Raw genomic sequence first — 13215 nt, forward strand, 5'->3', positions numbered from 1 at the left:
TTTCGTATCAAGAAACATCCTTATCAACGTGATTCGTTATCAGAGAGGACTTTGTAATATCCAGAATTTCAGTAAACCCTCTGCCCCCACTGACTGTCCGGGCCTTAAAAAGGAATCTCGTTGAAAAAGGCCTCACCTAGAGATCTGCTCCAGCAATTCCAGGAGATCCTTTCCAGGGTTTTCCAATTCAAAAATAACCCTATCTTCCGACCCCTCCTGCAGCAGATGAAACCGGGGCGAGGGTGTGGTCAGAAAACCGAAGAATCCCCGCTTGTGAACCCTCATCAAAGACAGGGTTTTTTCTGGGGAAAAGCACAGGTGAATCAAAATATCACCAGAGTCTTTCCGGACGGAACCTGTCCCTGAGTGAACCAACGCAGAGAACCAGTTTTCCTGATGAAAACGGATGAAGTGGAGCTGCCTCTTTGAGTCATAGACAAAGAGTCCCCAAAGAGGAGTGTCAAAGCTTCCCGGGTTGGACAAGAGACGCCCGAGAGACCAGGCGACTCCATCGATACCCAAAGACTCTTTTAGTTCAGTCTGCAAATCTGAGTTCGAATCATTCATGACTCTATTATAATTTAAAAGCCAATGTGAGAATAGAAATTAATACCCTTTTCACTTATAGGAAAGGATCTCAAGGATATGCTTTGATGCTTTTATCCGTGTATCAGAATCCAGGGATATGGAATTTTTTCAGCGAAACAGGTACATTCATCTTTGAAATGATCATGATACTCCACAGGATTGCAGGATTTTTGCTCCTACTATCTCATTCTCTTTTTCTCATTAGGTCATGGATCCTTCTAAAAAATGATAGAAGGCCATTACAATTCGATCGGTGGATGATGACTCTCTCACAGATTCTACTTCCTTTAACGATCCTCACAGCGATCCCTGTTTTATCAGAGACTGGAGCGCTTCACTTCCTATTGAGCTTAATGCCCCTGATCATGATGTTAATTCTGTCCCGAAGGAGTCTCCGCCGCCAAAGACCTCTGCTGCTCCCCCTAGTAAATGGGATTTTTATTGCAGCCGCCTTTTTAACGGGGATAATGTTATGAGGTTCATGAAGGGACGTGTGGAAACCCTCTGCGGAGACATTACCGCAATAGATTGCAATGCCATAGTCAATGCCGCCAATTCCAGCCTCATGGGAGGAGGAGGTGTGGACGGAGCCATCCATAGGGCGGCCGGTCCATCCCTGTTAAAGATCTGTCACCGTGTGAGAAGGGAACAGTATCCGGAAGGTTTACCTCCGGGTGAAGCCGTTCTGACAGGCCCTGGAAATTTGCCTTTTCAGGGAATAATCCATACTGTCGGGCCCATTTGGCAGGGAGGAAATGCGGGAGAAGCGGAACGGCTCTCATCCTGTTATAGACAATCCTTGATGCTGGCTGAAAAAAATCGGTTCAAGACCATCGCATTCCCGGCAATATCTACTGGTGTATACGCCTATCCACCCGAAAAAGCGGCTTTGGTCGTTTATAATACACTCAGGAAAGAACTATTACCTTTAGAATATCCAAAGAAGGTCTACCTTGTTTTCTATTCTCACACAGGAGAAAAACAGTTTCTCCAGGCTTTAGAGAACAAAGGAGTGACAGAGTGAGCCTCAACTGGGTTGAAATCAATAGAGTTCTAGAAGAACTGCCTCTGGAAGGTTCCTTCCTGCAGAACATACGGCAAATCAGTTACACCCAGTTAATTTTTGAATTTCACCGTCCAGGGCGAAGCTTTAATATGCTCATTTGTCTGGATAGAAAGAGCCTCCGGATTCATGAAATCAAAAGCCGTCCCCCGTCCCTGCCTAAACCGCCCAGATTCACCACATTCATGAGGTCCAGAATCAAGGGGTGCCGGGTAATCCAATCGGGTCAACTGGGCACAGACAGGATCATTAGACTAGTGCTGAAAAAGGGAGAAAGACAGGACATCCTGTATATCAGACTCTGGGGCGGTGCTGCGAACCTGATCCTTTGTGATAAGGAGGACAAAATTCTAGACGCCTTTTCAAGAAGACCCGCCCGAAAAGAGATTCCAGGAGAACGATTCAAACCCGAAGTAAATGAAAAAGCACCCGGTAAAAAATTCTCTCTGCGCCTCCCAGCTGAGAAAATAGAGAGTTATAGTTCCTTTTTAGAAGAACTCTATTCTGCTGAGGAATCAGAGGGGCAAATCGAAGAATTGAGAGTCAAAGCCAGAAGGAGCCTGGAATACAAAGAAAACGGCATAAAAGTCAGTCTCAAAAACCAGGAAGCAAAGCTGAAGGAATATCAGAATGAAGAGAAGTACAGGCGTATGGCAGACACTTTGATGTCGTCCCTTCATCTGATAAAACGGGGTCAAAAAGAATTCCTCCCCGCAGATGGTACAGAGGCCATCCCCCTGGATTCATCAAAATCTGCCGTTGAAAATGGCCAGAACTACTATAAAAAAGCCGGAAAAGCAGCGAGAGGACATGAGCTGAGAAAAGATGAAATCAGCAATTTGCAGATGCGCCTAGCCCAGGTTCAAGAGGATCTGAGACGCCTAGATTCCATTGAAGACCTGGAGACCCTCAAGGCAATGGTTCCCCCAGAAAATGAGCAAAAAAAAGAGAGCCACAACGAAGTCCCCGGTTTGAGTTTTACCTCTGGTAATTTTACCATACTCGTAGGCCGTTCCGCCAAGGAAAATGAAACACTTATGGGGAAGCATGTGAGGGGAAACGACTACTGGCTTCACACAAGGGATTATCCGGGAGCCTATGTCTTTATCCGCCTGCCCCGGGGAAAGTCGATTCCTCTGGAAACCTTGTTGGATGCGGGAAACCTGGCCCTTTTTTACAGCAAGGCCAAGGCATCGGGAGCGGCAGACCTATACTACACTCAGGTCAAATACTTAAGAAAACCAAAGGAAGGTAAAAGAGGACTGGTTCTACCAACCAGAGAAAAAAACCTCTTTGTAAAATTGGATGAATCCAGAATCCAGCGACTGAAAGGAACAACATAAAACCATGGACATATTAAAAAAAGATATACGGAAACCCATTGTGAGCGGCCTATTCTACCCGGATAATCCCGAAGAGCTGAAGGCAAAAATCGAGGCTCTCATGAATGGATGTCCCCGGGGTGATGCAGCTGTTATCCTCTGCCCCCATGGCACATGGGATAAAACAGGGGAGTCCCTGGGGGCCGCTTTTGCGGCAGCCAGCGAATTCAAACCGGACCGGGTCCTTCTGTTGGGCCCCGTACACAGGGAAAAAGACCGTAGAGTCCTATATCTGTCCAGTAAAAAATATTTTGAAACAGCTTTGGGATTCGTCAACGTTGATAGTTCTGCCGCTTTGAGTCTGACAGAAAAATCGGATCTGTTTGTTTTTGATGATTCTCCCCATATGGAAGAGCATGCTCTGGAGCTTCAAATTCCCTTTATCCAAACCCTCTTTCCCCAGGTTGAGATCATCCCGCTCTTATTGGGTGGTTTGAAGCGATCCGACCTAAAGAAGGCTGCGGGAACTTTGAAACAAAGGCTGTTCACTCCAGATAAAAAGATACTGGTTGTTCTGTCGGCCAATCTAAGCCGCTATGGACTGGCAAGCCAGACTGAAGCAGAGGCTCAAAGATTGTTAGACAACTTAGAGATGCCTTTAAAGCGATCCCTAAAGGAACTGGAAACAGAAGGGCTGATCAGCAGCTGCGGGACAGCGCTATTAACCCTGCTGTCCGATCTTGGTATTCTTCAGGACAAAACCCTTCATATTCTGAAAAGGGACAAAACAGAATTACTGGACAGAGGCGAATTAAAGGCCGTATATTACGCCGGAATCAGCTGGTCTTAGAAAGGAGGAGAAGATGGGAGACCTTGACTTAAATCATAAAGAACAAGAAGGACTTCTGGACTGGGTTCATGCCGTCATAGGAGTAGCCTTTGGTCATCCAGAACCTGTAACTCCAGATTTTCTCCGGGAAATGCCCCGATGCGCTGTCTTTGTAACCCTTCATCTGAAAGGAGAATTGAGGGGCTGTATCGGGTATATGCAGTCTGACAAAAAACTGGAAGAGGCCTTGAGGGACGCGGGTGAATCGGCAGCGTTTAAGGATTACCGTTTCAATCCGCTGAGCGAAAATGAGTGGAATGATATTGAAGTTGAGGTCTCACTCCTTAGCCCCATGGAGGAAATATCAGGTCCTGATGAGCTCATTATGGGGGAACATGGCGCCCTTCTTGCCGCCAGAGGGAGACAAGGTCTGTTTCTTCCCCAGGTGGCCAGCGAACAAAACTGGGACAGGAACAGCTTTATGAATCAGCTCTGCAGGAAGGCAGGACTCCCATCGGATTTCTGGAAGAAGGACAGCTACACACTGTACAGATTCTCCGCGAGGGTCTATTCCCTTCCTATTTTAGATGAAAAATATACTGACTGATGCCTCCCAGCTCTTAATTTAGTATATTATCCCTATAGATGCAGCCAGATTCTAGCGGGAGCCCCATATGAATACATTGAAACAAGACGACAACAACCTGATTCCTCTAAACATTGATGGAAAAGAGTATTCGGCGATCCTCAGCGGATTGAATTCAAAAGTTTTCAGATCTGTCGATATAACGGCTCTCCAAAATGAACCGGGTTGGATTTTCGACGATGAAGAGCGGATGGAACCATGGAATCTGATTGGAATCAGCGAACACAGGGGCTGCATGGTTTTTTATGGTCCCCTCGTGGAAGGACGGGAATTCACATCCGCCGACCTTGATCTGGAGAAACTGAACAGGATGGTTCATCTTTTCCAGGCTCTTAGAAACAAAAAAATGAGTTATCAGGGGTTTTACTCCCGGGGATGGATTTTTCTCAATGACGGAAGAATCCTTCTCCTGCCCAACAGTCTCATGGAGTTTATCCGCAAAAGCGACAATGAGAAAACAAGGATGCTCCACTGGTACCCCTACAACCATCCTGATCACAGCGGCCTGAAAGGTCTGGAGTTTACTGCTGCGATTCTCTCAGCGACCCTCCTCAAGGGTCAGCACCCCTATGCCCCCTGGAAACTGAAGAGGATAACAGGAACGAACAACTGCGCAGGAGCCCCCTCCTCAGTCCGGACCTGCTGATTCCCGGCCTCAAAAAAGAGATATCCCAGGTCATGGCGAGATCCTTCAAGGGGGAGAGCCAATTCATGAAACAGTGGATAGACGCTCTGGATCTTTGGGTCAAAGAGGGCCCTGTCAACGCACTAAGCAAGGAAGAACTGCAGACAATTGAAGCTAAAGCTTCACAAAGAGTAGAACGGGGAGAGAAAAACCAAAGGCGGAGACAGATTTGGAGACAAAAAAATACTTTTTTTATGATCACCGCCATAACAGTGATCCTTCTGGGTGTCATTGTAGGAACCCCCATCAGAAAATCTCTTGAACCGCCGGTGACAATGGGAATGGAAGCCAGAGAAGTCATACACTCCTATTATGACGGATTCAACACTATGAACCAGGAGATAATGGAAGACTCCATAGACAAGAAAGTAGGGAAAGGCGACCTGACAGAAGTGACCAACTTTTTTGTGACCTCCCGTGTCCGTATGGGGTATGAAGGGAAATCCGGAGTGCTCAGTGCCGCAGAGTGGGTCGCCTCAGGACGGCCGGAACTGGAATCTGGAATCAATTTATATGGTGTGGCAGAACTCAGCATTGAGGATTTGGGAGAGGGACAATTTAGGGTCAGCTATGAAAAATGGATACCCGGTTCATCCAACGAAATAGACCAAGTAGGACCGATCCCGCCGGAAGGCTATTTTGTCACCGATCTAGTCACCCTGGAAAAACAGAAGAAAGGGAACTGGCTCATAGTCGGCCTGAATCGCAGTCTCCAAAAAATAACAGAATAAAAGATCATGGCAGAATAAGAGACCTTATATAGAAATATCCACCGGCGGCGATCAGGGACGATCCCACCGTGGTGAGACCAAATCCCATGGAAGAGTCATCTGCGGCCAGGTAAGCCGTTAGCCCCGCACCAACAATAAAAGCTCCTGTCAGTGTGGAATACAGGGCTCCTTGTCTTAAAAGCTCAGCATCATTATGGAAGTCCTGAAAGTTCATCTTCTCCATGTCCTCTTCTTCACCTTCATATAGAAAATCATTGATTTCCCAATATTCCTTCACCTCCAGTTCTATTTTCTTCTTGTTCAAAGGAGCCGTCTTATCCTCTGATGAAACAGAAACCATCTCGTTCCTGCCCAAAAGAACGGTGGATGTATAATCCTTTCCTTTCGCAAAGTCAGAGTCAGCCTGATAGGCATCTCCCTCCTCTGTGTCTAGCCGGCGTACAACTTCGACCTTTCCTTCAAAACAGTAAATACTGACATTCTTTTTTTCAGGTGAACTCCCGTCATAAAAAAGATCATAACCGAAGTCGGTTCCTCTCACCCCGGCAACTGTATCCCCCCCCTCAATCCAGAAGGGTGTGTCCGTTGTTAATTTTTCAACCCGGGCTCTCACCCTTCCATAGGAAACCTTAAAGATTCCGCCCTCATTCTGGAGAGACTTGAGGGTGAAGGTGGTGTTTTCTGAAATTTTGATGATGGTTGAAGAGCCTCCAAGCTGTATTTCAAGCCATGTATCTTCTTCGGTGAGTAGGAGATCCCCTCCTTCCAAGAGCAGTCCTTCAGCCCCTTGGCTGTAAAGGTCATAGTATAGAGATTTTCCCCCTCGAACGAGAGTAAACCCTTCTCCCTCGGCATAGACTAACATGGCGGAATCATCTGCCAAAAGCGAGCTTATCCCCGAGAATAATAAGAGGATGAATAAGGATCTAAACTTGAAAGACATTTTCGGTTCCCACCTTTGGCAAGTATTCAATATTCTGCTACTATGCCTATTATACCATTATATGCGGAGATTCACAGCAGGAGCACTGAAATGAAGTCACATGATTTTAAAAATATGAACGTCACAGTTATGGGCCTGGGATTAAATGGCGGCGGTGTGGCTTCTGTGCGCTACCTGGCAGAACAGGGTGCCAGAGTGACAGCAACCGACCTCCGGTCAGCGGAGATACTCAAACCATCCCTCGATAGTCTGAAGGATCTGGATGTTCACTATGTTCTGGAGACACACAGGATGGAAGACTTTGAAAACGCCGACATGGTCATAAAAAACCCTGCGGTTCCCCCATCCTCTCCCTACTTGAAGGCGGCCCAAAGGGTAGAAACGGATTTATCCCTTTTTCTGACTCTCTGCAGCAATCCCATCATTGCCGTCACCGGAAGCAAGGGAAAATCTACGGTCGTATCCGCCCTTCATCACATCCTGAAGGCAAAGTATCCGGGATGTTCCCTGGGAGGAAATATCACCGTTAGTCCCCTCTCCTTCCTCAAGGATCTTAAGAAAGAGGATCCCGTCATACTTGAACTGTCCTCCTGGCAGTTGGGAGATCTAATGGGAAGAGATCTTCTGCATCCTCAAATCTCAGTGCTCACCAATATTATGAACGATCACCAGAACAAATATGACTCCTTTGAAGATTATGTTGATGATAAGCGAGTCATCTACCAGGGACAGACAGAAACTCAGGATGCTATTTTTCTAGACGATGAGAGAGGCAGGTCCTTCGCGAAGGAGTGCCGGGCCCGCTCCTGGTTCTACAGCTCAAGTGAAAAAGAAGGTTCACATCTGTATCTGAAACAGAAGGAGGGGATCTTTAAAAGAAATGAAAAAGAGGAATCACTACTGCCTGAGACTCTAAACACGCCGGGATTCTTTTTCAGGCAGAACTGCCTGATCGCAGCAGGAGCTGCCAGGCTCTTCGGATTGGATCCAGCAGCAATTCGCGCCTCTCTGAAGGATTTTCCGGGCGTACCCCACAGACTGGAACTGGTGGCAACCCGAGGTGGGGTGGAGTATTACAACGACACAACAGCGACGATCCCCGAAGCCATGGCCGCGGGAATCCAAAGTTTCTCCAGTCCTCTTCACCTGATATGCGGCGGTTCAGACAAAGAACTAAATTTCCAGGGGGTAGCATCTCAGCTCTGCAGTGTTGACCAGATCTACCTCTTGGAGGGAACCGCCTCAGAAAAAATAATAAAACTCCTGACTGAATCTGAAAAATCCTTTCACGGGCCTTTTTCTACACTGGAAGCGGCCTTCGATCTGGCCCGCAGGCAGGCGAGGCCCGGAGATGTGGTCCTCCTCTCTCCCGGAGCGACATCTTTTGGCATGTTCATCAATGAGTTTCACAGAGGGAACCTTTTCCGCGATCTGGCCAAGACTCTCCCCTTCTGACCATAGACAGATCTGTTCAAAAACCTTATTACTTTCTATAATACGCTCTTAGATTGATCTGTGTCCCTGTTATCAAAAAGGATTCAAAACAGATTGCGAGTTAGAATTTGAACGGAGAAAACATGAAGAAACAATCAGCCATTCTCTTTTTATCCTGTGAAGACCGGAAAGGTATTGTTGCAGAGATAACACATTTCATTACCATGTATGAAGGAAATATCCTGAATTGCGATCAGCATTATGATGAATCTGGTATGTTCTTCATGAGGGTGGAATGGGACCTCACAGACTTTGCCATCCCCCAGAAAAAGATAGAATCCGCCTTTGAACCCATCGCTATCAAATTTGAGATGGACTGGCGTCTAGAGTTTTCCACACGGCAGGCCAAGATGGCCATACTCGTCTCCAAATACGACCACTGTCTATATGAACTCATTCTAAAAAACCGGGCTGGCGAGCACAATGGTGAAATCAAACTGATCATATCCAACCACGAAGACTGCCGGCCAATTGCCGAATACTTCAATATCCCCTTTTACTGTTTTCCCGTAACGAAGGATACGAAAACTGAGGTTGAAAAACAGGAAATTGCCCTTCTCAGAAAAGAAAAAATTGACCTGGTGGTTCTGGCAAGGTACATGCAGATCCTTTCGGGTTCTTTCATAGAGGCCTTTCCCCGAAAAATCATCAATATCCACCACTCATTTCTTCCCGCCTTTGTTGGGGCAAAACCCTATCATCAGGCATTCTCAAGGGGTGTAAAACTCATTGGAGCCACGAGCCATTATGTGACCGAAGACCTCGATCAGGGACCAATCATTGCCCAGGATGTGGCCAGGGTGAACCACCGGGATAATGTGAGTGACCTTGTGGAGAAAGGACGAAACCTTGAGAAGAATGTTCTCTCAAGGGGGGTCAGACTCCATCTGGAACACAAGGTTCTGGTTTTTGGAAACAAGACGATTGTCTTTGACTGATCCTCAAATCCTTACCCTGAACTTCAGTTAAAGAGGAATACTCTTCCATCCGTCGAGATCAAGGATCATCTGTTCCCTGTATCCAGCATCCATTGCCGCATCCCTGGCCATTTCAAAGTGGCTATCCAGATGGTCAGGATTATGGGAATCACTGTTGATCAAAATAGGAATATTCCTCTTGCAGCACTCTCTTAGAATAGGCTGGGATGGATATAAATCCTCTGTGGCTCCTCTGGAGATTCCCCCTGTGTTAATTTCCAGGGGAACTTCTTTTTTCCTGAGCAGCTCCAGAACTGATATGACTTTCTTCAGATACCAATCCTCCTTTTCATTGAGAAAACCGAGGGCCTTGTTCCTTTTCTTAACAACATCCAAATGTCCCAGAAAGTCAAAGTGCTCTCTAGTAATCATAAGGGCTATGCTATGGTAGTAATCTTCCACCATCTGCCGGGCATTCCCGTCATAGCCTTTGTCTATCAGCATGGACAGCTCTTTTTCGGGACCATCAACAGACATGAGCCTATCCAATTTTTGAGAATACAGCCAATGCACCGAACCTATGACATAATCCAGAGACTGATCTCCCCAGCTCTTGATGGGCCAGCAGGAGTTCGTTGCTATAAAATCCATTTCCATCCCGGCAAGAATGAGGATGGATTCTTTATACTTTTCCCCCAGTTCCCGTATCCTTTGGACATATACAGGTACTTCATCGGCTGCAAGTGTCCAATCTTCCCCCTCAATGGGAGAATGGGATGAGAATCCAAGAATATCTATTCCCTTATCTATCGCCGTCTTGATGATTGTTTCGGGATCGCCAAATCCATCGCAAAAATTACAGTGTGTGTGGTAGTTGGTTTTCATGGTGTTTATTCTAAATACTTCAGATTAGATGTGCCAGTGGCAAAAGCAATAACTTAAGGCTCCATGTTAAGGGTGGCGTAGCCATTTTTCTTATTATGGTATTTCTACACCTAATTACCTTTTATGTAACATGTGTTACCGATATCTTTATCCTCTCCCTCTATAGTGATTCCAAGAACAAGAAATTATGAAGAACCGGATCTCCACAGAGAGCTCGGGATTTTAAGGAGTTTAGTTATGAGTATGTTTTGTTTTCAGTGTCAGGAAGCCGCCAAAGGAACAGGGTGCGAAATAAGAGGTGTTTGCGGAAAAGAACCGGAAACAGCAGTACTGCAAGACCTTCTTATCTACACTCTCAAGGGAATCGCCCAGGTGGCCGGTCCCGCCAGACTCCAGGGAAAGATTCTTCCCGAAGCAGACCAGGCCATCATGCGCGGTCTGTTTATGACCATCACCAATGCCAACTTTGACAATGACGTATTTGTAAAAACAATCATTGAAGACCTGGCCTTAAGAGACAAGCTCAAGGGTGAACTGGGAGACCTCGTCCCCTCAAAACTTCATGACGCGGCAACATTCACAGTACTCGATGCTGCCAAAATGCAGGAAAAAGGTGAACAAGTTGGAGTCATGCTGACAAAAAACGAAGATATCAGATCTCTCAGAGAACTGATCATATACGGTCTGAAGGGTATGGCTGCCTACGCCTACCATGCGGATCATCTGGCACAGCAGGATGAATCTGTTCTTCAATTTATGTACAAGGCTCTCTACTCCACACTGGATGACTCCCTCACTGTAGACGATCTTGTTGGACTGACCCTTGAAACAGGCGCCAATGGCGTCTCAGTCATGGCACTTCTGGACAAGGCCAACACCGAAAGCTACGGCAACCCAGAAATCACAGAAGTGAATATCGGAACAGGCAGCAACCCCGGAATCCTGATTTCCGGTCATGATCTGAGAGACATGGAAAGTCTCTTAAAACAGACCGAAGGCACTGGAGTGGATGTGTATACCCATAGCGAAATGCTTCCCGCCAACTATTATCCCTCTTTTAAAAAGTACAGCCATTTTGTAGGGAACTATGGAAACGCCTGGTGGAAACAAGACAAGGAATTTGCATCATTCAATGGTCCGATCCTGATGACAACCAACTGTATTACCCCTCCCAAGGCCAGTTATATTGACAGAATGTTCACCACTGGTGCCGCAGGATACCCTGGTGTGAAATTCCTTGATGCCAAACTTGAAAATGGAGACAAAGACTTTTCTGCCGTCATCGAAGCCGCCAAAAAATGTGACCCCCCTGTAGAAATAGAGACAGGAACTATTGTTGGTGGATTTGCCCACTCTCAAGTCCTGGCACTGGCCGATAAAGTTGTGGATGCCGTAAAATCCGGCGCCATCAAACGGTTTTTTGTTATGGCCGGCTGTGACGGAAGAATGAAGGGACGGGACTACTATACCGAATTTGCCCGTCAGCTTCCCGAAGATACGATCATCCTTACCGCAGGCTGTGCTAAATACCGTTACAACAAGCTGCCCCTTGGAGACATCGGCGGCATTCCCCGGGTACTTGATGCCGGTCAGTGCAATGACTCCTACTCCCTGGCAGTCACTGCCTTGAAACTCAAGGAAGTATTTGAACTGAACGATATCAATGACCTGCCCATCAGCTATAATATTGCCTGGTATGAACAGAAAGCTGTGATTGTTCTACTGGCTCTTCTGTCTTTGGGTGTTAAGGATATCCACCTGGGACCAACTCTTCCTGCCTTCCTCAGCCCCAATGTGGCTAAGGTGCTGGTTGAAAACTTCGGCATAGCCGGAATCGGTGCCGTAGAAGAGGACATCCAACTCTTCATGGGTGCCTGATATTCAAGTCAATAAAAAAACGGCTCAGTAAGATGAGCCGTTTTTTTATTCGTCCCTCATGGCCCGCAGCAGTTTCTGCCTATCTAGTATGAGGACCTTCTTTCCCCTGGCTTCGATGAGACCGATGTTTGCCAGATTGGAAAACTCACGGCTCAAGCTGGGCCGGGCTACTCCCATCAGCTGTGCCAATTCTTCCCGGGAATACACCATATCCACATCGTCCTTACCCTGTCTGTCAGAGAGCATGAGAAGATGACTGATGATTTTCTGTTTCAAAGACTTAAACTGAAAGAGCCTGATCTTCTCTGAAAGGAATATGAGTTTATCCCCATTCTCCCTCAAATAGGATCTAAGAAAAGAAGGATAGGTCTGCATCAGTTTCACAATCATATTTTCAGGGATTCTCACAATCCTGCACAGATTGTTGGCATGAAGGGTCACCGGTAGAGATTTCTGGCTTGAGAAGAGGACCGCCGTGGCTGCAGCACAGGGTCCCGACAGAGTTTCAAGTCGGACAACTTTTCCATTGGGCGCTGTCATGGAGGCCGTTACCCGGCCCTGGATAAGGATAATCAATTCCTCATACAGATCACCCTGCTCAGCAACCAGCTGGTCATTCTCAAACTGCTGTATCCTGAGCGGGTATTTCTTAAAGAAGGCATCCAGATCCAGTATATCCAGGTCCTTGAAAAGTGAAACTTCCGACAAGTCGACAAGTTCCTGCTGAGTCATTTACCCCATCCTGTTGATATAGGATGAATAATCTTTCACAACAGGTTCATATTCATGTCCGTCAAACAAAGGAGATGAAATAAGATAGTCGGCGGTGGCCCTATTATTGGCTATGGGGAGATTGTAGAGCACAGAAATACGTAACAGAGCTTTGACATCAACATCATGAGGCTGGGGCTGCATAGGGTCCCAAAGGAAAATAAGGACATCCACTTTTCCGTCACAGATCAAGGCTCCCAGCTGCTGATCTCCCCCAAGAGGTCCGGACTTCAGCTTTGTAATATCAAGACCATGATCACCTTCCAGAGCGAGCTTCTTCATGATGGCTTTTTCTACCAGCTTGCCAGTAGTACCCGTACATATCATCTTATGCTCAGTGAGAATCTGATAGTTCCATTCAACCCACTCGATAAGATCTTCTTTTCTGTTATCGTGTGCGACCAAAGCAATTGTTTTCTTTTTCAATTTACGATCCTTAAATTCTAAAATAATTATAACCAGT

Annotated in this window: 14 protein-coding genes; 9 read left to right on the forward strand and 5 right to left on the reverse strand. The window is 46.5% G+C overall.

The features are described from left to right. Positions 1-132: 132 nt before the first annotated feature. A complete protein-coding gene (locus tag EXM22_RS10460; RefSeq protein WP_149486464.1) occupies positions 133-567 on the reverse strand; it encodes a hypothetical protein in 435 nt (144 codons plus the stop codon). Positions 568-841: 274 nt separating this feature from the next. On the opposite strand from EXM22_RS10460, the gene EXM22_RS10465 reads away from it, so the two are divergent. The 6 genes from EXM22_RS10465 (at position 842) to EXM22_RS10490 (ending at position 5864) form a co-directional block, all read left to right on the forward strand. After that, the gene (locus tag EXM22_RS10465; protein WP_246157008.1) at positions 842-1612 is read left to right on the forward strand and encodes a macro domain-containing protein; all 771 of its coding nucleotides are present in this window, start codon (positions 842-844) and stop codon (positions 1610-1612) included. Beyond that, a complete protein-coding gene (locus tag EXM22_RS10470) occupies positions 1609-2994 on the forward strand; it encodes an NFACT RNA binding domain-containing protein (RefSeq protein ID WP_149486465.1) in 1386 nt (461 codons plus the stop codon). Before EXM22_RS10465 ends, EXM22_RS10470 begins: the two co-directional genes overlap by 4 nt. 4 nt (positions 2995-2998) lie before the next feature. After that, positions 2999-3823 (forward strand): AmmeMemoRadiSam system protein B, encoded by an 825-nt coding sequence (gene amrB / locus EXM22_RS10475; protein ID WP_149486466.1) that lies wholly within the window; start codon positions 2999-3001, stop codon positions 3821-3823. Between the two features lie 13 nt (positions 3824-3836). Further along, positions 3837-4409: an AmmeMemoRadiSam system protein A gene (amrA, locus tag EXM22_RS10480; RefSeq protein ID WP_149486467.1), complete on the forward strand. Its 573-nt coding sequence runs from the start codon at positions 3837-3839 to the stop codon at positions 4407-4409. Positions 4410-4476: 67 nt separating this feature from the next. Further along, a complete protein-coding gene (locus EXM22_RS10485; RefSeq protein WP_149486468.1) occupies positions 4477-5094 on the forward strand; it encodes a hypothetical protein in 618 nt (205 codons plus the stop codon). Positions 5095-5159: 65 nt separating this feature from the next. Beyond that, positions 5160-5864 carry a hypothetical protein gene (locus EXM22_RS10490; protein ID WP_149486469.1) on the forward strand — a complete coding sequence of 235 codons (705 nt, stop codon included), beginning with the start codon at positions 5160-5162 and terminating at the stop codon, positions 5862-5864. A 4-nt stretch (positions 5865-5868) separates the two neighbouring features. Here EXM22_RS10490 and EXM22_RS10495 read toward each other — a convergent pair whose 3' ends face one another. Further along, entirely contained in the window at positions 5869-6747 is an 879-nt protein-coding gene (locus tag EXM22_RS10495; protein WP_168203457.1) for a FecR domain-containing protein, read from the reverse strand. Between the two features lie 150 nt (positions 6748-6897). On the opposite strand from EXM22_RS10495, the gene murD reads away from it, so the two are divergent. Together murD and purU are read left to right on the forward strand one after the other, a co-directional pair. Then, positions 6898-8262, forward strand: a complete 1365-nt coding sequence (murD, locus tag EXM22_RS10500) for a UDP-N-acetylmuramoyl-L-alanine--D-glutamate ligase (protein ID WP_149486471.1) — start codon at positions 6898-6900, stop codon at positions 8260-8262. A gap of 122 nt (positions 8263-8384) precedes the next feature. After that, positions 8385-9239 (forward strand): formyltetrahydrofolate deformylase, encoded by an 855-nt coding sequence (purU, locus tag EXM22_RS10505; RefSeq protein ID WP_149486472.1) that lies wholly within the window; start codon positions 8385-8387, stop codon positions 9237-9239. A gap of 27 nt (positions 9240-9266) precedes the next feature. Here purU and EXM22_RS10510 read toward each other — a convergent pair whose 3' ends face one another. After that, positions 9267-10103: a histidinol-phosphatase gene (locus EXM22_RS10510; protein ID WP_149486473.1), complete on the reverse strand. Its 837-nt coding sequence runs from the start codon at positions 10101-10103 to the stop codon at positions 9267-9269. Positions 10104-10340: 237 nt separating this feature from the next. Here EXM22_RS10510 and hcp point away from each other — a divergent pair, with 237 nt between their 5' ends. Next, positions 10341-11981, forward strand: a complete 1641-nt coding sequence (hcp, locus tag EXM22_RS10515; protein ID WP_149486474.1) for a hydroxylamine reductase — start codon at positions 10341-10343, stop codon at positions 11979-11981. 45 nt (positions 11982-12026) lie between these two features. Here the strand turns inward: hcp and EXM22_RS10520 are convergent, their stop codons facing one another. After that, entirely contained in the window at positions 12027-12713 is a 687-nt protein-coding gene (locus EXM22_RS10520; RefSeq protein WP_149486475.1) for a Crp/Fnr family transcriptional regulator, read from the reverse strand. Next, on the reverse strand, positions 12714-13178 hold the full coding sequence (locus EXM22_RS10525) for a methylglyoxal synthase (protein ID WP_149486476.1): 465 nt from the start codon (positions 13176-13178) through the stop codon (positions 12714-12716). Positions 13179-13215: the final 37 nt, after the last annotated feature.

Origin of the sequence: Oceanispirochaeta crateris (assembly GCF_008329965.1) — a bacterium.
Classification (GTDB): Bacteria; Spirochaetota; Spirochaetia; order DSM-2461; family DSM-2461; genus Oceanispirochaeta; species Oceanispirochaeta crateris.

What these genes read in the sequence shown, in the direction of transcription:
- EXM22_RS10460 (WP_149486464.1), bottom strand. Translation starts at nt 567, where the DNA reads ATGAATGATTCGAACTCAGATTTGCAGACTGAACTAAAAGAGTCTTTG.
- amrB (WP_149486466.1), top strand. Translation starts at nt 2,999, where the DNA reads ATGGACATATTAAAAAAAGATATACGGAAACCCATTGTGAGCGGCCTA.
- amrA (WP_149486467.1), top strand. Translation starts at nt 3,837, where the DNA reads ATGGGAGACCTTGACTTAAATCATAAAGAACAAGAAGGACTTCTGGAC.
- EXM22_RS10485 (WP_149486468.1), top strand. Translation starts at nt 4,477, where the DNA reads ATGAATACATTGAAACAAGACGACAACAACCTGATTCCTCTAAACATT.
- EXM22_RS10490 (WP_149486469.1), top strand. Translation starts at nt 5,160, where the DNA reads ATGAAACAGTGGATAGACGCTCTGGATCTTTGGGTCAAAGAGGGCCCT.
- murD (WP_149486471.1), top strand. Translation starts at nt 6,898, where the DNA reads ATGAAGTCACATGATTTTAAAAATATGAACGTCACAGTTATGGGCCTG.
- purU (WP_149486472.1), top strand. Translation starts at nt 8,385, where the DNA reads ATGAAGAAACAATCAGCCATTCTCTTTTTATCCTGTGAAGACCGGAAA.
- EXM22_RS10510 (WP_149486473.1), bottom strand. Translation starts at nt 10,103, where the DNA reads ATGAAAACCAACTACCACACACACTGTAATTTTTGCGATGGATTTGGC.
- hcp (WP_149486474.1), top strand. Translation starts at nt 10,341, where the DNA reads ATGAGTATGTTTTGTTTTCAGTGTCAGGAAGCCGCCAAAGGAACAGGG.
- EXM22_RS10520 (WP_149486475.1), bottom strand. Translation starts at nt 12,713, where the DNA reads ATGACTCAGCAGGAACTTGTCGACTTGTCGGAAGTTTCACTTTTCAAG.